Source organism: Pseudomonas sp. 58 R 12 (assembly GCF_900005865.1).
Taxonomy (GTDB): Bacteria; Pseudomonadota; Gammaproteobacteria; order Pseudomonadales; family Pseudomonadaceae; genus Aquipseudomonas; species Aquipseudomonas tritici.
Genome location: NZ_CVTP01000021.1, coordinates 535212 through 561398 on the forward strand (window position 1 = coordinate 535212; position 26187 = coordinate 561398).

Genomic DNA, 26187 nt, shown 5'->3' on the forward strand with positions numbered 1-26187 from the left:
GAATCCCTTTTATGACTGCACGGTCTTGGCTTGAAGACCTGCACTTTAGAGACCTTATGTTTCAGCCAAATCAGCCAAAGGAATGATTTGCAGCGCCCAATGAATGCTAGCTTTGCGCCAGCATCGGGGACATGCAGCGCTCCAAGGTGGGAGCTGGCTTGCCTGCGATAGCAACGCCTCGGTACATCGGAAATACCGAGGCGCCTGCATCGCGGGCAAGCCCGGCTCACACATGGACCGTGCCCACTTGCATTCGGTCTTACTTATCCAGCCTTACTTCATGCTGGTAAACGCCAGCTTCACCCCAATCGCAATCAACACCGCACCCATGGTCCGATCGAACCAATGTCCCATCCGCGCAAACCCGGCGCGCACGCGTTGCTGGCTGAACAGCATCGCCACCAGGCAGAACCACAACGCCGTGGCCACCGCCAGGTACACGCCGTAACCGGCCTGGACCGCCAGTGGCGTGTGCGGGTTGATCACCACGGTGAACAACGACAAGAAGAACAACGTGGCCTTGGGGTTCAAGCCATTGGTCACAAAACCTGCGGTAAACGCGCCACGGGGCGTGCGTTCGCCCGCTTCGCGATGCAACTCACCCTCGGCCGCAGGCTTGGCCGGCTGCGCGCGCAAAGCCTTGAAGCCGATGTACAGCAGGTAGGCCGCCGCCGCCCATTTCAGCGCGTTGAACAGCACGATGGACTGGGAGACGATCAAGCCGATACCGAGCAACGAATACCCCACGTGCAGGAAAATAGCCGACCCCACGCCCAACGCGGTCCAGGTCCCTGCACGGCGGCCGTGGGTCACACTTTCACGCACCACCACCGCGAAATCCGGGCCGGGGCTGGCCACCGCCAATAAGTGAATCAGCGCTACGGTCAAAAACTCGGCGACGTACATACGCACTCCATTAAGTAACTGATTATTTCATCTGATAGGCTCGGCAGATTACGCCTTCGAACCCTGTCGCACAAAGGTACAGTTGATGACGAACAATCGCCGCGCCGTCTTCCTTGATCACCCGTCCCTGGACTTGGGGGACCTCGACCTCAGCGAACTGCGCAACAGCTTCAGCGACCTGCACTTGTTCAGCGACACCACGCCGCTGAACGTGATCGAACACCTGCAAGGCGCCCAGGTTGCGATCAGCAACAAGATCGCCCTCAACAGCGAAACCCTGGCGGCCTGCCCGGCGCTCAAGCTGATCCTGGTGTCTGCCACCGGCACCAACAACGTTGACCTCGAAGCCGCCCGTGCCCGTGGCATTACCGTGAGCAACTGCCAGGGCTACGGCACGCCGTCGGTGGCGCAGCACACGATCATGCTGTTGCTCAACCTGGCGACGCGCTTGAAGGATTATCAACGGGATGTGAGCGCCGGCAAGTGGCAGGAAGCCAAACAGTTCTGCCTGCTGGACCATCCGATTGTCGAGCTGGAAGGTAAAACCCTTGGCTTGCTCGGCCAAGGTGAATTGGGCAGCGCGGTTGCGCGCCTGGCCGAAGCCTTTGGTATGCGCGTGTTACTGGGCGCCATTCCGGGTCGCCCTGCCCGCGCTGATCGCGTGCCGCTGGATGAACTGCTGGCGCAGGTCGACGCGCTGACCTTGCACTGCCCGCTCAACGACCACACCCGCGACTTTATCGGCGCCCGCGAATTGGCGCTGCTCAAGCCCGGCGCGTTTGTGGTCAACACCGCGCGCGGCGGATTGATCAACGAGCAAGCCTTGGCCGATGCGTTGCGCAACGGCCACCTGGGCGGCGCGGCGACCGATGTGCTGAGCGTTGAGCCGCCGGTGAACGGCAACCCGCTGCTGGCCGGCGATATCCCCCGGCTGATCGTCACCCCGCACAACGCCTGGGGCAGTCGCGAGGCGCGCCAGCGCATTGTTGGCCAGTTGGCGGAAAACGCCCGGGGCTTTTTCAGCGGCGCCCCGCTTCGCGTTGTGAGTTGATAAACTGCGCTCCTTTTCAAGGAGCAGACCATGGATCCGCGCAGTGAAGTACTGCTTCGTCAGGCCGAACTTTTTCAAGGCAACCTGCTGTTGGTGGGTTTGCCCGCCGACGACCTGCTCGGTCGCCTGCCCAACGCGAACGGCTGGTGCTGGCATGCCGGCGACCAGGCGGCGCTGGACGCACGCTTCCCCGAGCGCAGCCAATTTGGCGTGAATGTGCCTGAGCGCGAATTCGAGGCGGCGGTCATCTTCCTGCCCAAGTCCAAGGACCTCACCGACTACCTGCTCAACGCCGTAGCCGCGCGCTTGCCCGGCGCTGAGGTGTATCTGGTAGGGGAGAAAAAAGGCGGTATCGAGAGCGCCGCCAAGCAGATGATCCCCTTCGGCAAACCGCGCAAGCTCGACAACGCGCGGCATTGCCAACTGTGGCAAGTCACCGTGGCCAATGCCCCGCAAGCGGTCGAGCTGGAGAGCCTGGCTCAGGTGTTCGATGTGCCTTTGGCTGAGGGGCCACTCAAGGTGGTGAGCTTGCCCGGTGTGTTCAGCCATGGTCGCCTGGATCGCGGTACCGAGCTGTTGCTGGAGCACCTGGATAAACTGCCGAGCGGCCATCTGCTGGACTTCGGTTGCGGTGCCGGTGTGCTGGGTGCTGCGGTAAAACGCCGCTACCCACACAACACCGTTACGATGCTCGACGTGGACGCGTTTGCCGCCGCCAGCAGCCGTCTTACCCTGGCCGCCAACGGCCTGGAAGCCGAGGTGCTGACCGGTGATGGCATTGACGCAGCGCCGATGGGTTTGAACGCGATTCTGACCAACCCGCCGTTCCATGTCGGCGTGCACACCGATTACTTCGCCACAGAAAACCTGCTGCGAAAAGCCGGCAAACATCTGGCAAAAGGCGGCGAACTTCGCGTAGTCGCAAACAGTTTCCTCAAGTACCAACCCTTGATTGAAGAGCATCTGGGTATTTGTGCGGTCAAGGCTGAAGGCAATGGTTTTCGCATCTACCGTGCCAAGCGCGGCTGACGGGCGTTTGAAAAAGAAGGCTTGCCGAATGGAATTTGCCTAGGCAGAATCCGCTCCGTCCTAGGGGAGTAGTCTCCCACGAGCGCCACGCTCGTCCGGCATACGTCAACATACTTGGTCAACAGACCATGGCGTATGCGACCCAGGAGTCCGCACAGACGGACCGGGGTTTGACAAGACCTATGACACGCACACCTTACCCGGGGCGGGAAGGCTGTACGTGTCATAGCCGTGTCGACCCGCCCCTGGAAACCTACCTGATGCTGGATTCATTACTCGTTCCTACCGCAATCGTTGCCTTGGCCGAAATCGGCGACAAGACGCAACTGCTCGCGCTCATCCTTGCTGCTCGCTTTCGCAAGCCCTGGCCGATCATCGCCGGCATTGTTGCCGCGACCCTGGCCAACCACGCGGCCGCCGGTGCCGTTGGCGCCTGGTTCGGGAGCTTCTTCTCCGACGCGGTATTGCACTGGATCCTGGCGGCAAGCTTCTGCGCCACGGCCTTGTGGACCCTGGTGCCGGACAAACTCGACGATGACGAAGCCAGCACCACGCGCAAATTCGGACCGTTCCTGACCACGCTGATTGCGTTCTTCCTCGCCGAAATCGGTGACAAGACGCAGATCGCCACGGTCATGCTGGCGGCGCAGTATCCGGAACTCTGGCTGGTGATTATCGGGACGACCGTGGGCATGCTGATTGCCAACGTGCCGGTGGTATTGGCGGGTAATTTTGCGGCGGAGAAACTGCCGTTGACCTTGATTCGCCGGTTGGCAGCTACGGCGTTTTTCATCCTGGCTATCGTGGCGGTGTACAAGGCCATGCAAAGCAGCGGCTGGATCTAAGGCTGCAAACCCGATATCTGTGGGAGCTGGCTTGCCTGCGATGGCATCAACCCGGTGCAGCTGAGAGACCGAGTTGCCTGCATCGCGGGCAAGCCCGGCTCCCACATTGATCTGCGTTAACTCAGGATTTTTTGGCCTGCTGGTAAAGCGGCATCACCTTCGGAATCGCCGCCTGCAACGAGGCAATCCGGCTGTCGGAAGCCGGGTGAGTACTCATGAACTCCGGCGGTGCGCCTTCCGAAGCCTTGGCCATTTTGTTCCACAGCGTGATGGCCGCGTTCGGGTTGTAGCCGGCGCGGGCCGACAGTTCCAGGCCGATCAAGTCCGCTTCGTTTTCATTGCTGCGGCTGTTGGGCAAGGTCATGCCGTAGTTGGCCACCGTATCGGCCAGTGCCAGGCTGTCCTGGCCGAGGCCGAACAACGCACCGGCGCCCTGCTTGGCCATCTCGATCCCGTAGGCCTTGGACATGGCTTCGCGGCCATGCTCACGCAAGGCGTGGGCGATTTCATGGCCCATCACGGCGGCCAGTTCGTCATCCGTGAGCTTGAGGTTATCGATCAACGCGCTGTACACGAAGATCTTGCCGCCAGGCCCACAGTTGGCGTTCATCTCGTCGCTCTTGATCAGGTTCACTTCCCACTTCCACTGCGCAGCATCGGGGCGGAAGGTCGGCGCCTGGGCAATCAAACGCTTGGCAATGGCCTGCACGCGCTTGGCGTTGGCACTGGTCTTGTCCAACTGGCCTTTGCTGCTGGCTTCGCCCAACGTCTGCTGGTAGGACTGGGCATACATCTGGTCGACTTCCTGGCTCGACAGCATGCTGAACATGTACTGCTTGCGCTCCACTCCAACGGCGCCGCCGCTGGTGGTATTGACCGACTGACACCCGGCCAGCAGCATCGCTGCAACCAAACCATTTATCACCAATGACTTCTTCATGAACACTCTCCCTGAAAATACGCCCTGAAATATGGCGCGTATCGTAGGCGCACATTTGTATCTGCGCCAGATACAGCAGACGTGTAACTCACGATTTTCGGATACATCTCACCTATCCCATCAACGGCGGCGGGCATTCCATTCGCGACACCCCTGACATTTTTGTCGGAAAAACGCTCATGCCCACCGCGGCCGTGGCCGATACAAAAAGGCGGACCCTCCCCTCTGTGCCCGGAGTTCTCATGAAATTCAAGTCGATTCAGTTTTCTGTCGCGGCACTGGCTGGCGCTATTGTTCTGAGTGTGGTCGCTGTGCTGGTGCTTTACGCCTTGTTTGCCGGCGCGCGAACCCAGGCGATGGTGCAGGAGCGCACCCAGGCTCAGTTCGAGCAGATTGTCGAGCAACGCCTCACCGCCCTGGCGCACACCCAGGCCACGTTGATCCAGCGTGAGCTGGAAGCCCCGCTGGTGACCGCCAAGAGCCTGGCCACCGCCAACGCCCTGCTCGGCATGAAAGACGCCAAGGGCGAACCTGCCCTGCAGGTCGGCCGCGAACAATTGATCAACCTGCTGCATGAAACCGTGGTGCGCAACCCGAAGATCCTCGGTGCCTACATTGGCTGGGAGCCCAATGCCATTGATCACAACGACACGGCCTACGTGAACAGCCCCATTCTTGGCATGGGCGCCGACGGACGTTTCCTGCCGTGGTGGTACCGCAACGCGGATGGCAGCCTGGGCCTGGATAAACTCGCCGACGTGGCCGACCAGAAAGTCCTCTCCACCGGGGTGCGTGCCAGCGAGTACTACCTGTGCTCCAGGGAAAGCAAAAAAGCCTGCGCCATCGACCCGGCCCCTTACAAGGTGGGCAATGCGATGGTGATGCTGGCTTCTTTTATCGAGCCGATCCTGATCGACGGCACCTTCCAGGGCATCGTCGGTGCCGATCTCTCGGTCAATTTCATCCAGGACATGCTCACCAGCGCCGATCAGAAACTCTACGACGGTGCCGGTGAACTGGCGCTGATCTCCAGTAACGGACGCCTTGTGGCCTATACCAAGGACGCCAGCAAGCTCGGTGAAAAAGCCAGCGACTTGCTCGACGGCAACGAACTGGCCAACCTCGGCCAACTCAAAACCGGTGAAGTGCGCTACGACATCGACCGGGAACACGGGCATATCGAGCTGTTCCTGCCCTTCAGCATCGGCCAGACCGACGCGCGCTGGACCCTGATGATGCAGTTGCCCCTGGGCGCAGTGATGGCCGACTCGCAGAAATTGCAAAGCGACCTGGAAGCCCAGCGCAAGACCGATATCTTCGGCATGACCATTGCCGGCCTATTGATCGCCGGTGCCGGCTTGCTGGTGATCTGGCTGGTAGGCCACGGCATCGCCCGTCCGCTCAAGCAAATGGTGGCGATGCTCAATGACATCGCCCAGGGCGAAGGCGACCTGACGCGGCGCCTGACCAGCGATCGCGCCGATGAACTGGGCGCGATCGCCAACGGCTTCAACACCTTCCTGATCAAGCTGCAAGGCATGATCACCCAGGTGGTGAGTTCAGTGCAGAAGGTCAGTGACTCGTCGGAGCACACGGCTGATATTGCGATTCGCACCAACCAGGGCGTGCATAAACAAATGGTGGAAATCGACCAAGTGGCCACCGCCGTGCATGAGATGACCGCCACTGCGCAAGACGTTGCGCGCAACGCTACCCAGGCCGCGCAAGCCGCCAGCCATGCCGATCAGGCCGCGAGCCAGGGCATGCGGATTGTGCGCGACACGTCCACCTCGATTGGCGCGTTGGCCGCAGAAATTGGCAAGGCCGTGGGCGTGGTGCAAACCCTGGCCAAGGACAGCGAGAACATCAACGCCATCCTTACGGCAATTCGCGGTATCGCCGAGCAGACCAACCTGTTGGCGCTCAATGCTGCAATCGAGGCGGCGCGTGCCGGCGAGCAAGGCCGGGGTTTCGCCGTCGTCGCTGACGAAGTGCGCAACCTGGCGCAGAAGACTCAAAAAGCCACTGAAGAAATCCAGACCATGATCCAGCAGTTGCAACAAGGCACGCGGGACGTGGTACGGGTGATGGAGGACAGCCAAAGCCGCACCGATGAAAGCGTGCAACACGCGGCGAAGGCGGCCGAAGCGCTGGAAACCATCACCCAGGCGGTGTCGGTGATCAACGACATGAACACCCAGATCGCCAGTGCGGCCGAAGAGCAGAGCGCGGTAGCCGAGGACATCAATCGTAACGTGATCAACATCGGCCAGGTGGCCAATGAAGTGGCGGGAGGCGCGGATGAATCCAGCGCGGCCAGTGCGGATTTGACCAAGCTGGCGGAGCAGCAGCGGCGCTTGATCAATCAGTTCAAAGTTTAAGCTTTCGGGGATCTTGAGGACCCCATCGCAGGCAAGCCAATACACACCCTACGGGATCACGCCGGGGTCAAGCACTCCGGCCCATTGAGCTTCGGATCATTGACCATGTTGGCCAGCACCCGCTCGCGCAACGCGGTGGGTTCACTTGCCAATAGCCCTTGCAACACGTGCAACGGTGTTTCGGGATTGAGCCAGGCCGCCTGCCCCGCCGCATCCAGGATCAGCGGCCGACGCTGGCTCTGCGCAGCCTGGGTCACCACCGCCGTGCTCAGCCACACCTGTTCCTGCACCGGATACGCTTCCCAGATCGCGGCAAAAAACAAGGTGGAACCCTCTCCTGGCGTCAGCCAGTACGGACGTTTGCGCTGGGTGCCGCGCCATTCGTAGAACCCATTGGCCGGCAGCAGGCAACGGCGCAGGCGGAACGCTTCGCGAAACATCGGTTGTTCGGCCAGGGTTTCGGCGCGGGCATGGGCCGGCGTGCGCGAAAGGTCGGTCAGCCAGGGCGGTGTCAGGCCCCAGCGGGCCCGCGCCAGGGTGAGCTGGCCGTCGGTGGTGCGCTGGATCAGCACCGAATCGTTCGGGGAGATGTTCCACTGGGCCTGCTGGTCGGCCGGGAAACCCGGCAAGGCAGCAAAAGCGGGGTTCCAGCGAAACAGGGCATAACGTCCACACATGGGGCAACATGACTCTTGGGTAAACCGACCGACAGCCTAACAGACCAGAACGCCGGGGAAGCTGTCAGGTTCATCACCCGGCAGGGGTTGCGCGCCGATGTAGGCGGTGATCAGTTCACGCGCGTCCACGGCCCGGTCGTTGTCCACCTCCAGGCCCAGCAAGCCGAAGATGGGCAGTTCGCCGGTGCCGCCGAGCAAATGCCGGCCCACCAGGTGGGCCTCGATACCTTCGCTGGCGAGCATCTGTTGCAGCAACTCGCCTTCCATCAGGTTTTCCGGTTCGTAGATTCGCTGCATGGGCGTACCTGTTATTCGTTTTCGCTACGGGTTTCGAGCATCCACTCGTCGCCATGCACCTGTAGATTGAAACTGATTGGCCGGCAACACACCTGACAGTCTTCTATATACGTCTGATCGCCGCCGGACAAATCCACCGTTGTCTCGACCTCTTCACCACAATAAGGACAATCGTACGTCGCAGTTTCCAGCATCGCAGCCTCCAAGGTGACTTGTGCGTATAATCGCCGGTCTATTTACAGGGTTATATTTCGGCTGAGCCCATTACTCAGGCCGCACCCTGGTATTTCCTTTACTTACCCTAGCCGTTTCTAACAAGAGAGCATGATGGGCGAATTCGATACCATCCGACCTTACAACGACAGCGAAGTCCCGGCAGTGCTGGCACGCCTGTTCAGTGACAAGGCCTTTCTGGACATCCTGACCCACTTCCGCTTCCCGCGCTTTGCCGGCGCCCTGGGCTGGCTGCTCAAGCCGATGATCGCCCGCAAACTGCGCCGTGAATTCGCCGGCGTCACCACCGTTGCGACCTTGCAGGACAAAGTCGAGTACTACGTCGACCACACCATTGACCGCGCGACCGACGGCGTGACCTACACCGGCGTCGAGCAGCTCAAGTCCGGCACCGCCTACCTGTTCCTCGCCAACCACCGCGATATCGTGATGGACCCGGCCTTCGTCAACTACGCCGTGTACCACGCCGGCCTGCCGACGCCGCGCATCGCCATCGGCGACAACCTGCTGCAAAAGCCGTTTGTCAGTGACCTGATGCGCCTGAACAAGAGCTTTATCGTGCACCGCTCGATCACCGGGCGAAAGGAAAAGATGGCGGCATTCAACCTGCTGTCAGCCTACATCAACCATTCGATCCGCAACGACTGCCAATCGATCTGGATTGCCCAGGCCGAAGGGCGCGCCAAGGATGGGGATGATCGCACCGAATCGGCGATCCTCAAGATGTTCCACGTCAGCCGCAAGGATGAGCCGTTTGCCGAGGTCATCCAGTCGTTGAACCTGACGCCGGTGTCGATCAGCTACGAGTACGACCCGTGCGATACCGCCAAGGCTCGCGAGCTGTACATCCGCGCCACCACCGGCACCTACAGCAAGGCGCCGGGCGAGGATGACGTGAGCATCGCCCTTGGCATCACGGGCTACAAGGGGCGGGTGCACATCAACTTTGCGCCGCCGATCACCGAGCGTTTCGAAGATACCAAACTGTTGGCGGTGGAAATGGATCGGCAGATTCTCGGCGGTTACCGACTGTTCCCGGTGCATTACCTGGCGTATGCCCAATGGAGCGACGCCGACCCGCAATTGCAGGTGCCGACGGCGGCCGAGGTATTCCCGGCCGACGAACTGGCCAAGGCGAAGGCAGAATGGGAGCGGCGCTTGAACGAGTGCCCGGCCGAGCACCGACCGTTCCTGGTGGTGCAATACGCTACGCCGGTGCGGAATCAGTATCGGGTCAAGGCCGGCATACCGCTCTGACGCTATGAGCGCTGGCTTGTGTGGGAGCTGGCTTGCCTGCGATGCAGACACCTCGGTGGATCAGTCACACCTCGGTGATGCTATCGCAGGCAAGCCAGCTCCCACATTTGTTTTATGGCGTTTTTAGAGGTGGGTACTGAACCAGGAAATAGCCAACGCCAACCCCAGGCAGGCAAACCCAATACGGTAAGCCACCCGGTGCGCGCGCTCGGTGCGCACATCCAGAAACAACATCGGTTGATCGATCGCACGGTCTTCGCCTTGCGCGGCCAGGTCGGCCATCGCGCGTTGTTCGCGCAGGCGCGTGATGAACAGCAGCGCTGCACCCGGGCACGCTACCGCTAACGCTACAACATTGATCAGTAGTGCGGACAGCGCCATTGCAAACCTCAGTGGAACAGTGTCTTGGTATCAGCTCAGCTACCAACCTGAACGATAGTGGCGTCCGGCACCGAAACGGCTCCCTTCCCCATTGACGGTTAATGTATCCAGTAATTTAGAGCGTCACCTGAACGTCACCTTAACAGTCCACTCTGTTGCCCTTTGACGCCTCAGGAGCTTGTCATGTTGCACGCGCAAAACCAGGATCGGCTGTATCTGGTCGCCCAAAGCGATGAGCAGGAAGCGCTGATCGGCGGCCTGGCTTTCAACGTCCAGGATCGCCACTGGCTGGTGTATTGCGCCCTTGGCGGGCACCAGCATGCGGACCTTCCGGAGACCGATCTGTTAACGGGGGTGAGCCTGCTGGACTTCTGTATCGACACCGCCGCGTGAAACAGGAGGCGAAAAAAAACCGGACTCAACCGAGCCCGGTTTTTTAACAATCGTTTATTGCGCGCTGAGCAACGAACCGATGCTTGGGTCTTTGAACAGTCGGGTCAAGGCGTCACTCAGGACGTCGCTGACCAACTTGGTATTGGTTTCCTGGTTCGGCGACATGCCGAAACGCTGGTTCAGGGAGGCGCCGTAGCGACCGCTGTAGCGACGGGTACCCGCGGTGACGTCGGACTTGAACGTCGCGCCGATGGAAGCTTCGGTCACGTACAGGCCGTCCTTAGGCGATTGATACTTCAATTCAGCCAGGGTGATCGTCAATTGCGGAGCGCCCGGTGCATTGGCGCTTGGGGTGAAACCCAGCAAGCGCACGGCGGCTTCAGCCTGGGCCTGCAGCTTGGGCAGCACGTCTTGAGCGTTCACCGAGATCAGAGCGGTTTCCGGGTACAGGCCGCCGCGCGAGCCGAGCGTAGGCGATGGACGACCATCCACCACCCGCACCGACACCGCCTGGCCGTGGCCCACCGGGGCCAACTGCGTGGTGAGTTTCGGTTCCGGGGTCAGTTGTTGCGGGCTGTTGGCGCAGCCCACCAGGGTCAAGCTGGTCACAGTGATCAAACCGAACAACAGGCGTTGCAACATGCGCTTCTCTCCAGAAATCATGATCCGACAGGCCGGCAGTATAGCGGGGCGCCACTGCGGGGAACTAGCATCAGTTACAACCTGTGACCCCACGTGTGGAGCGCGGTTCGCTGTCACCGAGATGTCACACCCGTTACATGGGCTCGTCATCCAGCGCAGGCATGCTTGGCCTCAATCTCAGGAGGTCAATCGTCATGCAGTTTCTTTGGTCATTGTTTACGCGCAAGCCGGCCCTTCGTCAGTTCGCCCTGCTCGATGCACAAGGTCGTTGCCAGGCATTCAAAGAATGCTGCCAGCCGCCCGTAGGCGACGGTTGGGTAGAAATCGATGAGATTCGCCTGAGCTGGATGCACCACCCACTGCCCGCTCGCGCCCGCGTCAGCCCACGTCCAGCGCGGTCGTCACGGCATCAGCCGTTGGCTGCCTGACCGAACGCCTAATAAAAGTCATAAAACACGCCCATTTCCCCAGCGTTCTTCGCTACAATCTCCCCCCGATTATAAGGACGTCTCCTGATCGGGCCTCGCAGCATCGTTAATGCCTCGGTATTAACCCCAAGAATCGCCCACAGAGAGCCGCCCACACAGATCGAGTGAAGCTGGCGCGCTTGCTGTTTTCTTTGCAAACCACCCGTCTTTGCCGAATCTGCCAGAGCTGCCATTGCGCTCGGCCACTTGAGTTGTTTGCCCGTTTTGCCGCATGTCGGCAAGGTTTTCCGGGCCAGGTGCCAGGCTGGGGCAGCCCTTTTTTGAGGTTCACGTCTTCAAAAGAGCGTGAAAAAACGGGTTTTCACAACTTCACAAGAGTGTGGCGAGCAAATGAATAGTTTGGCGTTTGTACAAGCACCATCAGCGTCTGGAACAGCCCAACCACACAGGACCGAGTACTCCTTGAAAATCGGAGCTTGAGCCTGTCCGCTACGGATTGATTGCACAGATCACACGTTTTGACCATAAGTCGAATTGCCACAGGCGCCCATGAATGCGTTCATAGGCAGATTAGCCCGGCAGGAAGCGTGTGCTGAAGTTGCAAAGAATTGCGAAACGGACATGGCGATCCTGGCCATGGGTAACCTGGGGCAACACGTGAACCGCCCCGTCACTCCTGGCAGCCATGCCGTCAATTTGGTGCTGCAGATTTTGGAGACGCGTTAAATGGCGCATAACGAAGCAGTCGACGTAGTATTGGTAGGGGCCGGCATCATGAGCGCCACCCTGGCCGTACTGCTCAAAGAGCTCGACCCCGGCCTCAAGCTGGAAGTCGTTGAGCTGATGGATTCGGGTGCCGCGGAGAGTTCCAACCCGTGGAACAACGCCGGTACCGGCCACGCCGGGCTGTGTGAGCTGAACTACACACCGCAGGCTGCCGATGGCTCCATCGACATCAAGAAAGCCGTGCACATCAACACCCAGTTCGAGGTGTCGAAACAGTTCTGGGCGTACCTGACCAAAAAGGGCACCTTTGGCTCGTCCAAATCTTTTATCAGTCCGGTGCCGCACCTGAGCTTCGTACAGGGCGAAAAAGGCGTGTCCTTCCTCAAGAAGCGCTTTGAAACCCTCAGCCAGCACCACGCGTTTTCGGACATGCACTACACCGAAGACCGTAGCGAGATGGCCGAGTGGATGCCGCTGATGATGCCGGGCCGCCCGCTCGACGAAAAAATCGCGGCGACCCGTGTCATGAACGGCACCGACGTCAACTTCGGCGCGCTGACCAACCAACTGCTCAGCCACCTGACCAGCTCGGCAGACGCCCAGGTCAAGTACAGCAAGCGTGTGACCGGCCTCAAGCGCAACGGCGCGGGCTGGACCGTCAGCATCAAGGACGTCAACAGCGGCAACAGCCGTGAAGTGGACGCCAAGTTCGTGTTCCTCGGCGCCGGTGGCGCGGCGCTGCCGCTGCTGCAAGCCTCGGGTATCGAAGAAAGCAAAGGTTTTGGCGGTTTCCCGGTCAGCGGCCAATGGCTGCGTTGCGACAACCCGGAAGTGGTCAAGCACCACGAGGCCAAGGTCTACAGCCAGGCCGCCGTGGGTTCGCCGCCGATGTCCGTGCCGCACTTGGACACTCGCGTAGTGGAAGGCAAAAAATCCCTGCTGTTTGGGCCCTATGCCGGCTTCACCACCAAGTTCCTCAAGCACGGCTCGTTCCTTGACCTGCCACTGTCGGTTCGCGCCGGCAACATTGGCCCGATGCTCGCCGTGGCCCGCGACAACATGGACCTGACCAAGTACCTGGTCAGCGAAGTGATGCAGTCCATGGAGCAGCGCCTGGAGTCCCTGCGCCGCTTCTACCCCGAAGCCAAAGCCGAAGACTGGCGCCTGGAAGTGGCCGGCCAACGGGTACAGATCATCAAGAAAGACCCGAAAAAAGGCGGCGTACTGCAATTCGGCACCGAACTGGTCGCGGCCAAAGACGGCTCGCTCGCGGCACTGCTGGGCGCATCTCCTGGCGCTTCGGTGACCGTTTCGATCATGCTCGACCTGATCGAACGCTGCTTCCCGGCCAAGGCTGCCGGAGAGTGGGCGGCCAAGCTGCACGAGATCTTCCCGGCTCGGGAAAAGGTCCTGGAAACGGATGCCGAGCTGTATCGCAAGATCAATGAGCAGAACAACATCAGCCTGGAACTGGTTGAGCCTGCTGCCGAGACCGAGAGCTACGCTTGAGGCCTTAAGGCAATAAAAAAACGCCCCGCTCTCGGCATGAGAACGGGGCGTTTTTTATTGCCTGGAGAATCAACCGCGAGCGTTGTTGATCAACTCGATGTACTCGTCTGCGTGACGCTGGTCCTTGATCAGGTCGACGAAGGTCTGGCCATGCTCATCCTTGCCGTCCAGGTCCAGGCCGGCTTCCTTGAAGAAACCCAGGAAGCGCTCAAAGTCGTCGATACGCAGGCCACGGTAGGCTTTGATCAGTTTGTGCAGGGACGGGGAAGTCGCGTCAACCGGTTCGAAGTCGAGGAACAACTTGATCTGATCGTCGCCAATCTCGTCACCAATCACCTGTTTCTTATCTTTACGCATTACCGACTCCAGCCTGCAGACATTTACACGGGGTTTGAAGTCTACCTGTGAGACACCACCTTCGAAAACAACCAAACACTCATGTGGGAGCTGGCTTGCCTGCGATAGCGGTGGGTCAACGGGCCCCTCTGTCACTGATACAACGCTATCGCAGGCAAGCCAGCTCCCACATTAATTGCATCCACATAGTGGAATCTGTGTCGCCTGACTACTTCGCGCGAACGGCACCGGTATGCAAATCCGCCCAGATATGCCCATTGGCATAACTCAGGAACTGCACATACACCGTGTCATTGCGCAGCAGGTCGACGATCACTCGGTACTGGGCCACCGGGTAGGACAAAGTCAGGGTCTTGCTCTTGTCGTCGTAGACCGGCTTTTTCAGGCTTTTGCTTTCCGCATCGAAGTTGAGCACCACTTGGCTGATGGTCGCGCCTTTGTTCAGGGACTTGCCCTTAAGGCGGATCATCAGCGGCGAGGTGACCGGGATCGGTTGCTGGCTGGACTGGCGCTGGTTACCCACCACCACCGCGTACTCGGTGACTTGCAACAATTGCTGCTGGTCCGGGGCTTCGGCGCGCAGGGCCAGATCGTCGGAGGGCAGGAATTGGCTGTGCAACGGCGCAGGCGCGGCGGCCAGGGGCAAACTGAGGGTCAACGCCAGGGCGGCGCAGGTACGTATCAACAGGTTCATGGGCCGCTCCGTGCGAGATAGCCCAGCACTGTAGCTCAATCGAACTGGGCAAGCATCCAACGTTGATACGCGGCCACACCAGCCTCGCCTTCACGCGGCGCCCAATCGGCCAGCTCACCCTCGCCTACCGGGCGATAAGGTCCGGCTTTGCACTCGAACATCACCGTGTCGGGCTCCAGCACCACCAAACCGTGAAACACACCGGGTGGCAGATCCACACCCGCGCATTCGCCCCCCGCCTGCATGACGCGCTTGGCCAGCACCTCGCCGGTTTCGCTGAACACCAGCAGACCCAGGCTGCCCTGAAGCACGAGCAAGGTTTCCGCCTTGTCCGCACTCAGGTGCCGATGCGGCGGCACATAGGTGCTGGACTGCAGGCCCACGGCCAGGCGATGGCAGGGCTCTTCCATCTGGTGGAAGTTGTGATGGTGCCGGCCACGGGGGCTGGCGCCCGCTTTCTCGGCCAATTCGGCAAACAGCGTCTGATCAAGAAAGCGGGTCATGGCTTACATCCCTTTGACGGCGTAGATCCCATTGGCGTTGCGCCAGTAGCCTTTGTAGTCCATGCCGTAACCGAAGATGTAGCGGTCGATGCACGGCAGGCCAACGAAATCGGCTTTCAGCTCTGGGCGGGCCTTGCGGTCGTGGTCTTTGTCGATCAGCACGGCAGTGTGCACTTTGCGCGCGCCAGCGTGCTTGCAGAAGTCAATGATCGCGCCGAGGGTGTGACCTTCGTCGAGGATGTCGTCGATGATCAGCACGTCGCGGTCGATGAACGAGACTTCCGGCTTGGCTTTCCAAAACAGGTCGCCGCCGCTGGTTTCGTTGCGATAGCGGGTGGCGTGCAGGTAGGACGCTTCGAGCGGGAATTGCAGGTGGGTGAGCAATTTGCCAGCGAAGATCAGACCACCGTTCATCACGCAGAAAACCACCGGGTTGGTGTCAGCCATTTCGCGGGTGATGTGCGCGCCGACCTTGGCGATTGCCTCTTCGACTTGCGCTTCGGTGTACAGGCAGTCAGCCTCGCGCATGATTTGACGGATATGCTCGAGATCAGCGGACATGGCGCTCTCCAAGGGGGTGCTGTGGCAAGAAAAGCGGGCGAAGGTACGCTTCTCGTGCGCTCCGGGCAAGCCTTAATGGACTAACGTACTAGATGTCTATAGGACAACACCCTCGGATAGATTAATCTAGGCCGGTTTTTTTGCCCGCCGCCGGAGCCATCCCCATGCCCACTCGCGAGATCCGCCATCCGCTGATCCGACACAAGCTCGGCCTTATGCGCCGCGCCGACATTAGCACGAAGAACTTCCGTGAGCTTGCTCAGGAAGTCGGAGCGTTGCTGACTTACGAAGCCACTAAAGATTTACCCCTGGAAACCTACGACATCGAAGGTTGGGCCGGTACCGTGCAGGTCGAGAAAATCGCCGGTAAGAAAATCACCGTCGTGCCGATCCTGCGCGCCGGTATCGGCATGCTCGAAGGCGTGCTCAGCCTGATCCCCGGCGCCAAAGTCAGCGCCGTGGGCGTGGCCCGCAATGAAGAAACCTTGCAGGCCCACACTTACCTGGAAAAACTCGTTCCGGAAATCAACGAGCGCCTGGCGATGATCATCGACCCGATGCTCGCCACCGGCAGCTCCATGGTTGCCACCATCGACCTGCTGAAAAAAGCCGGTTGCAAGGACATCCGCGCCATGGTGCTGGTGGCCGCGCCCGAAGGCATCGCCGCCGTCGAGAAGGCCCACCCGGACGTGCAGATCTACACCGCGTCCATCGACGAGCGCCTGAATGAACACGGCTACATCATCCCAGGCTTGGGCGATGCCGGTGACAAGATCTTCGGTACCAAGCAGAAGGACGGTTGAGCATGCAGGATGAATTCAACGACCCGCTTTGGCGCCAGATCCTGTCTGGCGCACAAATGCTCTTCGTGGCATTTGGCGCGCTGGTGTTGATGCCGCTGATCACAGGTCTTGATCCAAACGTTGCACTGTTCACTGCCGGCCTGGGCACGTTGTTGTTCCAGGTGGTGACAGGGCGGCAGGTGCCGGTCTTTTTGGCGTCGAGCTTTGCGTTTATCACGCCGATCATTCTCGCCAAACAGCAGTTCGGCCTCGCCGCGACCATGGGCGGGGTGATGGCGGCCGGTTTCGTTTATACGTTCCTGGGCGCTGCGGTGAAGATCAAGGGCACCGGTTTCATCGACCGGTTGCTGCCGCCTGTGGTGATCGGGCCGGTGATTATTTCCATCGGCCTGGCCATGGCGCCGATTGCCGCCAACATGGCGATGGGTAAATCCGGCGACGGTGCCGAGCTGATTCATTACCAGACGGCAATGATGATCTCGATGCCGGCGCTGCTGACCACGCTGATCGTGGCGGTGTTCGGCAAAGGCATTTTCCGCCTGGTGCCGATCATTTCCGGCGTGCTGGTGGGTTTTGCCATGGCGTTCTACTTTGGCGTGGTCGACACGGCAAAGATCGCCGCCGCACCCTGGTTCGCCCTGCCCCACTTCACCGCGCCGGAGTTCAACTGGCAGGCGATCCTGTTTATCGTTCCGGTGGCCCTGGCCCCGGCGATCGAGCATATCGGCGGTGTGATTGCAGTCGGCAGCGTGACCGGTCGTGACTACCTGAAGAAGCCTGGCCTGCACCGCACGCTATTGGGTGACGGCATCGCCACCACAGCTGCCGGCCTGTTTGGCGGCCCGCCGAACACCACCTACGCCGAAGTGACTGGCGCGGTGATGCTGACCAAGAACTACAACCCGAAGATCATGACCTGGGCGGCGGTGTTTGCCATCAGCCTGGCGTTTATCGGTAAGTTCGGCGCATTGCTGCAGAGCATTCCGGTGCCAGTGATGGGCGGGATTCTGTGCCTGCTATTCGGCTCGATTGCCGCAGTGGGGATGAACACGCTGATCCGCCACAAAATCGACCTGGGCGAAGCGCGCAACCTAGTGATTGTGTCGGTGACGTTGGTGTTCGGGATTGGCGGTGTGCTGGTCGGCACCGGCACCGGCCCGGATGACTTCGGCCTCAAGGGCATCGCCCTGTGTGCGGTGGTAGCGATTGGTTTGAACCTGCTGCTGCCGGGCAATGATGGCTGGAAAAACAAGAAGCCGGATGAGCCGTTGCTCTAACTGACACAACGCAAATCAGTGTGGGAGCTGGCTTGCCTGCGATAGCGGAGTAACAGGCGACATAGTTGTCGTTTGATACACCGCTATCGCAGGCAAGCCAGCTCCCACATTTGATTTTCAGTGAACGTTAAAGCTCACCAAGCCCATCAATCAGCGCCTGGTTCTGCTCCGGCGTACCGATGCTGATCCGCAGGAACTGGGCAATCCGCGCCTGCTTGAAGTGCCGCACGATCACACCCTGCTCACGCAACTTGGCCGCCAGGCCAGCAGCGTCATGTTGAGGGTGGCGAGCAAAGATAAAGTTGGCCGCCGACGGCAACACTTCAAAACCTTTTGCCTCCAACTGCGCAACCACCTTGTCGCGGCTGTCGATGACCAACTGGCACGTCTTCTCGAAGTACTCACGGTCCTCGAACGCTGCCGCCGCGCCGACAATCGCCAGGCGATCCAGCGGATAAGAGTTGAAGCTGTTCTTGACCCGCTCCAGCGCCTCGATCAGGTCCGGGTGGCCCACGGCCAGGCCCACGCGCAAACCGGCCAGTGAGCGCGATTTGGACAGCGTCTGGGTCACCAGCAGGTTCGGGTAGCGATCCACCAGGCTGATCGCGGTTTCGCCGCCGAAGTCGATATAGGCTTCATCCACTACTACCACCGAGTCCGGGTTGGCCTTGAGGATCTGCTCCACCGCATCCAGTGCCAGCACGCAACCGGTAGGCGCGTTCGGGTTGGGGAAGATAATCCCGCCGTTGGGCCTGGCGTAATCCGCCACGCGAATCTGGAACTGTTCGTCCAGCGGCACCGGGTCGGACTTGATGCCGTAGAGGCCGCAGTAAACCGGGTAGAAGCTGTAGCTGATATCCGGAAACAACAGCGGTAGTTCGTGCTGGAACAGGCCGTGGAAAATGTGTGCGAGGACTTCATCGGAACCGTTGCCGAGGAAGACCTTACTGGCGTCGATCGCGTAATACTTGGCCACGGCCTGCTTGAGCAGGTCGCTGTTGGGGTCCGGGTACAGGCGCAGGTTGTCGTTCAGCTCGGCCTGCATCGCGGCCAACGCCTTGGGCGACGGGCCGTAGGGGTTTTCATTGGTGTTGAGCTTGACCAGCTTGGTCAGCTTCGGTTGTTCGCCAGGCACGTAAGGCACGAGGTCTTTGACGAAGGGGCTCCAGAATTTGCTCATATCTCAGTTCCCCTCTTCAAGGATGCGGTATTCAGCGCTACGGGCGTGGGCACTCAGGGATTCACCACGGGCCAGTACCGAGGCGGTCTTGCCCAACTCGGAAGCGCCCTGCGGCGAGCAGAAGATGATCGACGAACGCTTCTGGAAGTCGTACACGCCCAGTGGCGAGGAGAAACGCGCGGTGCCGGAGGTCGGCAGCACGTGGTTCGGGCCTGCGCAATAGTCACCCAGCGCTTCGCTGGTGTGGCGACCCATGAAGATCGCACCAGCGTGGCGAATCGATGGCAACCAGGCTTGTGGGTCGGCCACGGACAACTCCAAGTGCTCCGGCGCGATACGGTTGGCCACTTCGATGGCCTGCTCCATGTCACGCACCAGGATCAGCGCGCCACGGCCATTGATCGATTTCTCGATAATCTCGGCACGCTCCATGGTCGGCAGCAGCTTATTGATGCTGGCCGCCACTTGGTCGAGGAACTCGGCGTCCGGGCTGACCAGGATCGCCTGGGCGTCTTCATCGTGCTCGGCCTGGGAGAACAGGTCCATGGCGATCCAGTCCGGATCGGTCTGGCCGTCGCATACCACGAGGATTTCCGATGGGCCGGCGATCATGTCGATACCGACCTGGCCAAACACGTGACGCTTGGCGGTGGCGACGTAGATGTTGCCGGGACCAACCACCTTATCGACCTTCGGCACGCTTTCGGTGCCATAGGCCAGGGCGGCAACGGCTTGCGCGCCACCGATGGTGAAAACGCGGTCGACGCCGGCAATGCAGGCGGCGGCCAATACCAGCTCGTTGATTTCACCGCGCGGCGTTGGCACGACCATGACCACTTCGGTCACGCCCGCCACTTTCGCCGGGATCGCGTTCATCAAGACCGACGATGGGTACGACGCCTTCCCGCCCGGCACGTAAAGGCCGGCGCGGTCCAGTGGCGTGACCTTCTGGCCCAGTACAGTGCCGTCTGCCTCGGTGTAGCTCCAAGAGTCTTGTTTCTGCTTTTCGTGATAGCTGCGCACCCGCGTTGCCGCCACTTCCAGGGCTTCTCGCTGCGGCGCGGTAATACGCGTCAGCGCCAACTCCAGGCGTTCGCGGGGCAGGATCAGGTCGGACATGGACTTGACGTCCAGCCCGTCAAACTGACGGGTGAAGTCCACCAGCGCCGCATCACCGCGCTCGCGCACGGCCTTGATGATGTCGAGCACCCGCTGGTTGACCGAGTCGTCGGACACGCTTTCCCAGCTCAACAGATGATCCAGATGATGGGCGAAATCCGGGTCGGCAGCGTTGAGTCGGGCAATTGCAGTGGACGTGGTCATAGCGAGGGCCTCATAGGATTGGCAAAAAACTCAGGCGCCCTAAACTACCGTTCGCTCCGCTTGGGCACCTGAGAATTCTGGCTATGAGGCGGATAGACGGGCGCAGCCTTTCAGCTACGCGGGTGAGTCAACCGCGGTGTCGCGACTCCACTGCCTTGCGCAGGGTGTCGATCAACGCCTGGATACGGGCGTGCTGCATCTTCATCGATGCTTTGTTGACAACCAGGCGAGAGCTGATGTCGGCAATGAATTCCTGGGGCTCGAGGCCGTTGGCACGCAGGGTGTTGCCGGTGTCGACCACGTCGATGATTTTGTCGGCCAGGCCGATCAGCGGCGCCAGCTCCATCGAGCCGTAGAGCTTGATGATGTCGACCTGACGGCCTTGTTCGGCGTAGTAACGCTTGGCAACGTTGACGAACTTGGTGGCCACGCGCAGGCGGCCCTTGGGCTCGACGTCACCGACGCGGCCGGCGGTCATCAGCTTGCACAGGGCGATACGCAGGTCCAACGGCTCGTAAAGGCCCTGGCCACCGTATTCCATCAGCACGTCTTTACCGGCGACGCCGAGGTCGGCCGCGCCATGCTCAACGTAGGTCGGCACGTCGGTAGCCCGCACGATCAACAGGCGAACATCGTCCTGGGTCGTGGGAATGATCAGCTTGCGGCTCTTGTCCGGATTCTCGGTCGGCACGATGCCCGCTTCAGCCAGAAGCGGCAACGTGTCGTCAAGGATGCGGCCCTTGGACAGTGCGATGGTCAACATGGAAGCGTCAGTCCTTCATCTGGCTATTGCTGTCCGGTCACAAAACGGCGCCAGACACAGATCGAGGCCATGACAGCCTCGATTTGAAACGAATTCAGCATACCGCTCATTTAACGGCAAACCTCATTGTAGTGAGCGGGCTTGCCCCGCGCTGGACTGCGCAGCAGTCCCATTTTTTGGGGTCGCTACGCAACCCAGCGCGGGGCAAGCCCGCTCACTACAAACAGCCCGGGACTAGCCCGGTACGCGGCGGATTTTAGCGCCGAGCATCTGCAGTTTTTCTTCGATGCATTCGTAGCCACGGTCTATGTGGTAGATGCGGTCGATCAGAGTGTCGCCTTCAGCGATCAACGCCGAGATCACCAGGCTCGCCGAAGCACGCAGGTCGGTGGCCATAACTGGCGCGCCCTTGAGTTTCTCGGTACCGGTAACGATGGCAGTGTTGCCTTCCACCTGGATCTTCGCGCCCATGCGGTGCAGTTCATACACGTGCATGAAGCGGTTTTCGAAGATGGTCTCGATCACGGCACCGGTGCCTTCAGCAATGGCGTTCAAGGAGATGAACTGCGCTTGCATGTCGGTCGGGAACGCCGGGTACGGAGCGGTACGTACGTTGACGGCCTTAGGACGCTTGCCGTGCATGTTCAGCTCGATCCAGTCTTCACCGGTGGTGATTTCTGCGCCAGCTTCGCGCAGTTTTTCCAGGACCGCTTCCAGGATGGTCGGATCGGTGTCCTTGACCTTGACGCGGCCACCAGTAACGGCAGCGGCAACCAGGTAGGTACCGGTTTCGATGCGGTCCGGCATGACCTTGTAGGTGGCCGTGTGCAGACGCTCAACACCGTCAATGGTGATGGTGTCGGTGCCAGCACCGGAAACCTTGGCGCCCATAGCGTTCAGGAAGTTCGCCAGGTCGACGACTTCAGGCTCGCGGGCGGCGTTTTGCAGCACGCTGCGGCCTTTGGCCAGGGCAGCGGCCATCATGATGTTCTCGGTACCGGTCACACTGACGGTATCAAAGAAGAAGCTGGCGCCACGCAAGCCGCCTTCCGGCGCCTTGGCCTTGATGTAACCGCCTTCGACGTCAATGGTCGCGCCCATGGCTTCAAGGCCACGGATGTGCAGGTCGACCGGACGCGAACCAATGGCGCAACCACCAGGTAATGCCACTTCAGCTTCGCCGAAACGGGCAACCATCGGGCCGAGCACCAGGATCGACGCACGCATGGTTTTCACCAACTCGTACGGGGCGATCAGGGTCTTGATGGTGCGTGGGTCGATTTCGACGGACAGCTTCTCGTCGATCACCGGCTCGATGCCCATGCGACCGAACAGTTCGATCATGGTGGTGATGTCGTGCAGGTGCGGCAGGTTGGCCACGGTGACCGGGCCATCGCACAGCAGGGTCGCTGCCAGGATCGGCAAGGCAGAGTTTTTTGCACCGGAGATGCGGATCTCGCCATCAAGGCGGGCACCGCCGGTAATAATCAATTTATCCATAAGAATCTCGACGCCTTGGGGGCTCAGGTGCGCTCGGCCCAGGCCGCGCGGCTGAAAAATTTCATAGTGACCGCATGGATGCTGCCATCGGTGATCCACGGGTTCAAATGGGCATAGATCTGCTGCTGACGCTTGACCGGGCTAAGTGCCGCCAGTTCATCGCTAATCACATTCAGCTGGAAGTTGCAGCCTTCGCCTTCGACTTCAACACTCGTTTCGGGCAGCTTTCCTTCAAGGAAGCTTTTAACTTCTAGGGCCTGCATGATCAACCTCTATCGGCGCCCAGTGCGCGCGGGTCGCACATCATACAAAAAAGCCCCGCGCCTGCGAACCCCGCTTAGCAGGACTCTGACGGGGGGCTTCTCTAATAATGTGTATTAAGGATGCGCCAACAGCTCGGTCAGCTCGGAAACTTCGGCAATTTCGCGCATGTCTTCGGGCATCGCACGGATGCTGACCGGCTTATTCGCCGCTTGGGCGTCACGCATAAAGCACAGCAGCAGTGACAAACCAACGCTGCTGGACTTGGTCACACCCGAACAATCCAGCACCAGTGCAGGCGCAGCGCTGGTGTTGATCAGTGCCTGGCCCTGCTTGCGCAGGTCAGGCCCGGTGCGGTAATCCAGCACGCCGCTGATGAACAGCTCGCCGGCGTCGCCGAGACGAACAGCCGACTCGGTCATTGTGCGGGTTTCCCGGCAGCTTTATCGGTTTCTTCCTTGGCCTTGGCGACTTCACCGGCCCAACCATTGATGGTTTTGTCCAGGTCGTTGCCATTGCGTTGCATGGCATCAGCGAACTGATCACGGAATAGCTTGCCGATGTTGATGCCATTGATGATCACGTTACGCAGCTTCCACTCGCCGTTGACCTTCTCCAGCGTGTACTGCACAGGGTAGACAGCGCCATTGTTGCCCTTGACGCTCATGTTCACGCTGGTGCGATCACCTGATTCATCCCCGGCTGGAGCGACGGTAATCCCCTGGTTGTTGTACTCAAGCAGCGCGTTACCATAGAACTGGAACAGGCCTTTCTTGAAGTTTTCCTGAAAGGTCTGCATCTGCGCCGGGGTAGCCTTGCGCGAATACTTGACCGTCATGATGCTGCGGGAAATGCCTTCGGCATCTACAACAGGACCGACAATAGTATTGAGCGCGTTGTAGAACTGACTCGGATCTTGTTTGTACTTTTCTTTGTTGGCCGACAGGTCAGCCAACATCTTGTTGGTTGTGTCCTGCACCAATTCGTGGGCAGAACCTGCTGCGTTGGCCATCAACGGCAGCGCTGCAAGCAGTACCAGGAGGCCACGTCGCAAGGTAGAGATCATGTACAGATTCCTCATTTAGCGTCTTTATTGACCGTATTAAGCAGGAATTTACCGATCAGGTCTTCAAGCACCAGCGACGACTGTGTGTCGTGGATTGTCGAGCCATCCTTGAGCAGGGCCGTTTCCCCGCCCACGCTGACACCGATGTATTTCTCGCCCAGCAAACCCGCAGTGAGGATAGATGCAGTGGAGTCAGTTGGCAGATTATCTACCTTCTTATCCAGCTGCATGGTCACTCGCCCGGTGAAGCTGTCGCGGTCCAGATCGATTGCCGTGACCTTGCCGATGGTCACACCGGCCATGGTCACTTTAGCTCTGACAGTCAAACCGGCGATATTGTCGAAGTACGCGTAAAGTTTATAAGTATCGGCGGTGGGGCTGGCCGAAAGGCCACTGACTCGCAGGGCCAACAACAATAAAGCCAGGATGCCAGCCAGCAAGAAAAGGCCGACACCGATTTCCACAGTGCGGTTTTGCATCAGAAATCTCCAAACATCAAGGCGGTCAAAATGAAGTCAAGGCCCAGTACAGCCAGCGAGGCGTACACAACGGTCTTGGTGGTGGCGCGACTGATCCCTTCTGAAGTGGGCTCACAGTCGTAGCCTTGGAATACGGCGATCCAGGTCACTACAAAAGCGAAGACGATGCTCTTTATGATGCCGTTGAGCACGTCACCGCTGAAGGTGACGCTGTTTTGCATGTTGCCCCAGTAGGAGCCGTCATAGACGCCCAACCAGTCAACCGCGACCCACGAACCGCCCCAGATACCCACCACGCTGAAAATCATCGCCAGCAGAGGCAGTGAAATGAAGCCGGCCCACAGGCGCGGCGCAACGATGTACTTGAGCGGGTCCACACCGATCATTTCGAGACTGGACAATTGCTCGGTGGACTTCATGTTGCCGATTTCGGCAGTCAACGCAGAACCCGCGCGGCCCGCAAACAGCAAGGCAGTGACCACCGGCCCCAGTTCGCGCAAGAGCGTCAGCGCGACCATCTGCCCAACGGCCTGCTCCGAACCGTAGCCGGAAAGGATATTGAACCCCTGCAACGCCAACACCATGCCGATGAAAATCCCGGAAACCACAATAATTACCAGGGACATCACGCCGACTGAATGCAGTTGCTTGATCAACAGGCCAAAACCGCCGCCAATGCCACCACGGCCGAGCAAGGCGTGGAACAGGAAGATTGTCGAACGCCCCAGCACTTCGATCATATCGATGCCGGAGCGACCGAAAAGGCGCACCTTCTCGAGTAAAGATGTCTTGCGCATCAACGCTTCCCCAGAAGATCTGAGCGGTAATCCGTTGCCGGAAAGTGAAAAGGCACAGGGCCATCAGGGTCGCCGGTCATGAATTGGCGAATACGCGGATTGTCTGCATTCATCAGTTCTTCAGGCGTGCCCTGCCCCAACACCTGGCCATCGCCTACTACATAGAGGTAATCGGCAATGCTCGCGGTTTCTGCAAGATCATGGGAAACCACGATGCTGGTGATACCCAGCGCATCGTTGAGCAGGCGGATCAGACGCACCAGCACGCCCATGGCGATAGGGTCCTGGCCGACGAAAGGTTCGTCGTACATGAGGATCTGCGGGTCGAGGGCAATGGCGCGCGCCAGGGCGACCCGACGCTTCATGCCACCGGACAGTTCGTCGGGCATCAGGTCGGTGGCACCGCGAAGGCCTACGGCCTGCAGTTTCAGCAACACGATGTCACGAATCATTTCGTCGGACAGCTGGGTGTGCACCCGCAGCGGAAAGGCCACATTCTCGAAAACATCGAGGTCGGTGAACAGAGCGCCGCTCTGGAACAGCACCCCCATGTGCTTGCGTGCGTCGAACAGATCGCTGCGCGACAATGTCGGCAGGTTCTGGCCGTTGACCCACACTTCGCCGGCACTGGGCCGCAATTGCATGCCCATCAGGCGCAACAGGGTGGTCTTGCCACAACCGGAAGGCCCCATGATGCCCGTGACCTTGCCGCGCGGAATGCGGATATCGACGTTATTGAAGATGCTGCGCGTCCCGCGCTTGAAGGTCAGTCCCTTCAGCTCGACCGCGTAGGCGTTATCGGCACTCATCTAAACTCCTTGGGATGCAGCCTCTCACTCAGACACCACGCTTGCGACAAACGTTTGCAATGCTTGTGCAATAGTTGAACACATGGGCTGGGCGGACCGAACTGGCGGCGAACTATAT

31 protein-coding genes, 1 pseudogene and 1 riboswitch are annotated in these 26187 nt (G+C 59.9%); of the genes and pseudogenes, 11 read left to right on the plus strand and 21 right to left on the minus strand.

Going from position 1 to position 26187, the window contains the following annotated elements; all coding sequences use genetic code 11:
• Window positions 1-273 precede the first annotated feature (273 nt).
• Complete coding sequence (locus tag BFP95_RS19715; RefSeq protein WP_003188636.1) at window positions 274-906, minus strand: LysE family translocator; 633 nt, start codon at window positions 904-906, stop codon at window positions 274-276.
• A gap of 85 nt (window positions 907-991) precedes the next feature.
• Between BFP95_RS19715 and BFP95_RS19720 the strand changes: the two genes are divergently transcribed.
• From BFP95_RS19720 to BFP95_RS19730, 3 genes are all read left to right on the plus strand, one after another.
• A complete protein-coding gene (locus BFP95_RS19720; protein ID WP_065910591.1) occupies window positions 992-1957 on the plus strand; it encodes a 2-hydroxyacid dehydrogenase in 966 nt (321 codons plus the stop codon).
• Between the two features lie 30 nt (window positions 1958-1987).
• Window positions 1988-2986 (plus strand): class I SAM-dependent methyltransferase, encoded by a 999-nt coding sequence (locus tag BFP95_RS19725; protein WP_065910592.1) that lies wholly within the window; start codon window positions 1988-1990, stop codon window positions 2984-2986.
• Between the two features lie 51 nt (window positions 2987-3037).
• Window positions 3038-3157, plus strand: a riboswitch (yybP-ykoY riboswitch).
• 89 nt (window positions 3158-3246) lie between these two features.
• Complete coding sequence (locus tag BFP95_RS19730) at window positions 3247-3831, plus strand: TMEM165/GDT1 family protein (protein WP_049709951.1); 585 nt, start codon at window positions 3247-3249, stop codon at window positions 3829-3831.
• Window positions 3832-3952: 121 nt separating this feature from the next.
• On the opposite strand, the gene BFP95_RS19735 is transcribed toward BFP95_RS19730, so the two are convergent.
• Window positions 3953-4771 carry a M48 family metallopeptidase gene (locus tag BFP95_RS19735; RefSeq protein WP_065910593.1) on the minus strand — a complete coding sequence of 273 codons (819 nt, stop codon included), beginning with the start codon at window positions 4769-4771 and terminating at the stop codon, window positions 3953-3955.
• A 1322-nt stretch (window positions 4772-6093) separates the two neighbouring features.
• On the opposite strand from BFP95_RS19735, the pseudogene BFP95_RS30395 reads away from it, so the two are divergent.
• Together BFP95_RS30395 and BFP95_RS30400 are read left to right on the plus strand one after the other, a co-directional pair.
• A pseudogene (locus tag BFP95_RS30395) lies at window positions 6094-6294 on the plus strand (HAMP domain-containing protein); the annotation flags it as partial.
• 114 nt (window positions 6295-6408) lie between these two features.
• A complete protein-coding gene (locus tag BFP95_RS30400; RefSeq protein WP_371905302.1) occupies window positions 6409-7152 on the plus strand; it encodes a methyl-accepting chemotaxis protein in 744 nt (247 codons plus the stop codon).
• A 56-nt stretch (window positions 7153-7208) separates the two neighbouring features.
• On the opposite strand, the gene BFP95_RS19745 is transcribed toward BFP95_RS30400, so the two are convergent.
• Genes BFP95_RS19745 through BFP95_RS19755 form a run of 3 tightly spaced genes read right to left on the minus strand, consistent with a single transcriptional unit; the run spans window position 7209 to window position 8320 of the window.
• On the minus strand, window positions 7209-7829 hold the full coding sequence (locus BFP95_RS19745; protein ID WP_065875070.1) for an SOS response-associated peptidase: 621 nt from the start codon (window positions 7827-7829) through the stop codon (window positions 7209-7211).
• Window positions 7830-7865: 36 nt separating this feature from the next.
• Window positions 7866-8126 (minus strand): putative signal transducing protein, encoded by a 261-nt coding sequence (locus BFP95_RS19750; RefSeq protein WP_065875071.1) that lies wholly within the window; start codon window positions 8124-8126, stop codon window positions 7866-7868.
• 11 nt (window positions 8127-8137) lie between these two features.
• The gene (locus tag BFP95_RS19755) at window positions 8138-8320 is read right to left on the minus strand and encodes a CPXCG motif-containing cysteine-rich protein (protein WP_065875072.1); all 183 of its coding nucleotides are present in this window, start codon (window positions 8318-8320) and stop codon (window positions 8138-8140) included.
• A 133-nt stretch (window positions 8321-8453) separates the two neighbouring features.
• Here BFP95_RS19755 and BFP95_RS19760 point away from each other — a divergent pair, with 133 nt between their 5' ends.
• Window positions 8454-9617, plus strand: coding sequence for a 1-acyl-sn-glycerol-3-phosphate acyltransferase (locus BFP95_RS19760; RefSeq protein ID WP_175402970.1), 1164 nt, complete (start codon window positions 8454-8456; stop codon window positions 9615-9617).
• A gap of 123 nt (window positions 9618-9740) precedes the next feature.
• On the opposite strand, the gene BFP95_RS19765 is transcribed toward BFP95_RS19760, so the two are convergent.
• Window positions 9741-9998, minus strand: coding sequence for a hypothetical protein (locus BFP95_RS19765; protein ID WP_065875074.1), 258 nt, complete (start codon window positions 9996-9998; stop codon window positions 9741-9743).
• A 183-nt stretch (window positions 9999-10181) separates the two neighbouring features.
• On the opposite strand from BFP95_RS19765, the gene BFP95_RS19770 reads away from it, so the two are divergent.
• Window positions 10182-10391 carry a hypothetical protein gene (locus BFP95_RS19770; RefSeq protein ID WP_049709958.1) on the plus strand — a complete coding sequence of 70 codons (210 nt, stop codon included), beginning with the start codon at window positions 10182-10184 and terminating at the stop codon, window positions 10389-10391.
• Between the two features lie 54 nt (window positions 10392-10445).
• Here the strand turns inward: BFP95_RS19770 and BFP95_RS19775 are convergent, their stop codons facing one another.
• A complete protein-coding gene (locus BFP95_RS19775) occupies window positions 10446-11033 on the minus strand; it encodes a YajG family lipoprotein (protein WP_065875075.1) in 588 nt (195 codons plus the stop codon).
• A 194-nt stretch (window positions 11034-11227) separates the two neighbouring features.
• Here BFP95_RS19775 and BFP95_RS19780 point away from each other — a divergent pair, with 194 nt between their 5' ends.
• Window positions 11228-11461: a hypothetical protein gene (locus BFP95_RS19780; protein WP_065875076.1), complete on the plus strand. Its 234-nt coding sequence runs from the start codon at window positions 11228-11230 to the stop codon at window positions 11459-11461.
• A 726-nt stretch (window positions 11462-12187) separates the two neighbouring features.
• Complete coding sequence (gene mqo / locus BFP95_RS19785; RefSeq protein ID WP_065890512.1) at window positions 12188-13696, plus strand: malate dehydrogenase (quinone); 1509 nt, start codon at window positions 12188-12190, stop codon at window positions 13694-13696.
• A gap of 69 nt (window positions 13697-13765) precedes the next feature.
• On the opposite strand, the gene BFP95_RS19790 is transcribed toward mqo, so the two are convergent.
• The 4 genes from BFP95_RS19790 to BFP95_RS19805 form a co-directional block, all read right to left on the minus strand.
• Window positions 13766-14053, minus strand: a complete 288-nt coding sequence (locus BFP95_RS19790; protein ID WP_065875078.1) for a PA4642 family protein — start codon at window positions 14051-14053, stop codon at window positions 13766-13768.
• Between the two features lie 208 nt (window positions 14054-14261).
• Window positions 14262-14747: a hypothetical protein gene (locus BFP95_RS19795; RefSeq protein WP_065875079.1), complete on the minus strand. Its 486-nt coding sequence runs from the start codon at window positions 14745-14747 to the stop codon at window positions 14262-14264.
• Between the two features lie 35 nt (window positions 14748-14782).
• Window positions 14783-15250, minus strand: coding sequence for a WbuC family cupin fold metalloprotein (locus tag BFP95_RS19800; protein WP_065879605.1), 468 nt, complete (start codon window positions 15248-15250; stop codon window positions 14783-14785).
• Window positions 15251-15253: 3 nt separating this feature from the next.
• Complete coding sequence (locus tag BFP95_RS19805; protein WP_012722254.1) at window positions 15254-15811, minus strand: hypoxanthine-guanine phosphoribosyltransferase; 558 nt, start codon at window positions 15809-15811, stop codon at window positions 15254-15256.
• 164 nt (window positions 15812-15975) lie between these two features.
• Between BFP95_RS19805 and upp the strand changes: the two genes are divergently transcribed.
• Together upp and BFP95_RS19815 are read left to right on the plus strand one after the other, a co-directional pair.
• The gene (gene upp / locus BFP95_RS19810) at window positions 15976-16614 is read left to right on the plus strand and encodes a uracil phosphoribosyltransferase (protein ID WP_049709966.1); all 639 of its coding nucleotides are present in this window, start codon (window positions 15976-15978) and stop codon (window positions 16612-16614) included.
• A 2-nt stretch (window positions 16615-16616) separates the two neighbouring features.
• Window positions 16617-17891, plus strand: a complete 1275-nt coding sequence (locus tag BFP95_RS19815; RefSeq protein WP_049709967.1) for a uracil-xanthine permease family protein — start codon at window positions 16617-16619, stop codon at window positions 17889-17891.
• Between the two features lie 127 nt (window positions 17892-18018).
• Here the strand turns inward: BFP95_RS19815 and hisC are convergent, their stop codons facing one another.
• The 10 genes from hisC to BFP95_RS19865 form a co-directional block, all read right to left on the minus strand.
• Window positions 18019-19071, minus strand: a complete 1053-nt coding sequence (hisC, locus tag BFP95_RS19820; RefSeq protein WP_065890513.1) for a histidinol-phosphate transaminase — start codon at window positions 19069-19071, stop codon at window positions 18019-18021.
• 3 nt (window positions 19072-19074) lie between these two features.
• Window positions 19075-20394 carry a histidinol dehydrogenase gene (gene hisD / locus BFP95_RS19825; RefSeq protein ID WP_065910595.1) on the minus strand — a complete coding sequence of 440 codons (1320 nt, stop codon included), beginning with the start codon at window positions 20392-20394 and terminating at the stop codon, window positions 19075-19077.
• 127 nt (window positions 20395-20521) lie between these two features.
• Complete coding sequence (gene hisG / locus BFP95_RS19830; protein WP_049709970.1) at window positions 20522-21157, minus strand: ATP phosphoribosyltransferase; 636 nt, start codon at window positions 21155-21157, stop codon at window positions 20522-20524.
• Window positions 21158-21391: 234 nt separating this feature from the next.
• A complete protein-coding gene (gene murA, locus BFP95_RS19835) occupies window positions 21392-22657 on the minus strand; it encodes a UDP-N-acetylglucosamine 1-carboxyvinyltransferase (RefSeq protein ID WP_049709971.1) in 1266 nt (421 codons plus the stop codon).
• A 23-nt stretch (window positions 22658-22680) separates the two neighbouring features.
• The gene (locus BFP95_RS19840; protein ID WP_049709972.1) at window positions 22681-22920 is read right to left on the minus strand and encodes a BolA family protein; all 240 of its coding nucleotides are present in this window, start codon (window positions 22918-22920) and stop codon (window positions 22681-22683) included.
• Window positions 22921-23034: 114 nt separating this feature from the next.
• Window positions 23035-23340 carry an STAS domain-containing protein gene (locus BFP95_RS19845; RefSeq protein WP_065879608.1) on the minus strand — a complete coding sequence of 102 codons (306 nt, stop codon included), beginning with the start codon at window positions 23338-23340 and terminating at the stop codon, window positions 23035-23037.
• On the minus strand, window positions 23337-23984 hold the full coding sequence (locus BFP95_RS19850) for an MlaC/ttg2D family ABC transporter substrate-binding protein (RefSeq protein WP_065875085.1): 648 nt from the start codon (window positions 23982-23984) through the stop codon (window positions 23337-23339). The genes BFP95_RS19845 and BFP95_RS19850 overlap by 4 nt, the downstream gene beginning before the upstream one ends.
• An 11-nt stretch (window positions 23985-23995) precedes the next feature.
• Window positions 23996-24463: an outer membrane lipid asymmetry maintenance protein MlaD gene (mlaD, locus tag BFP95_RS19855; protein ID WP_003171814.1), complete on the minus strand. Its 468-nt coding sequence runs from the start codon at window positions 24461-24463 to the stop codon at window positions 23996-23998.
• Complete coding sequence (mlaE, locus tag BFP95_RS19860) at window positions 24463-25260, minus strand: lipid asymmetry maintenance ABC transporter permease subunit MlaE (protein WP_065875086.1); 798 nt, start codon at window positions 25258-25260, stop codon at window positions 24463-24465. Before mlaE ends, mlaD begins: the two co-directional genes overlap by 1 nt.
• Window positions 25260-26069 carry an ATP-binding cassette domain-containing protein gene (locus tag BFP95_RS19865; RefSeq protein WP_065875087.1) on the minus strand — a complete coding sequence of 270 codons (810 nt, stop codon included), beginning with the start codon at window positions 26067-26069 and terminating at the stop codon, window positions 25260-25262. The genes mlaE and BFP95_RS19865 overlap by 1 nt, the downstream gene beginning before the upstream one ends.
• Between the last annotated feature and the right edge of the window lie 118 nt (window positions 26070-26187).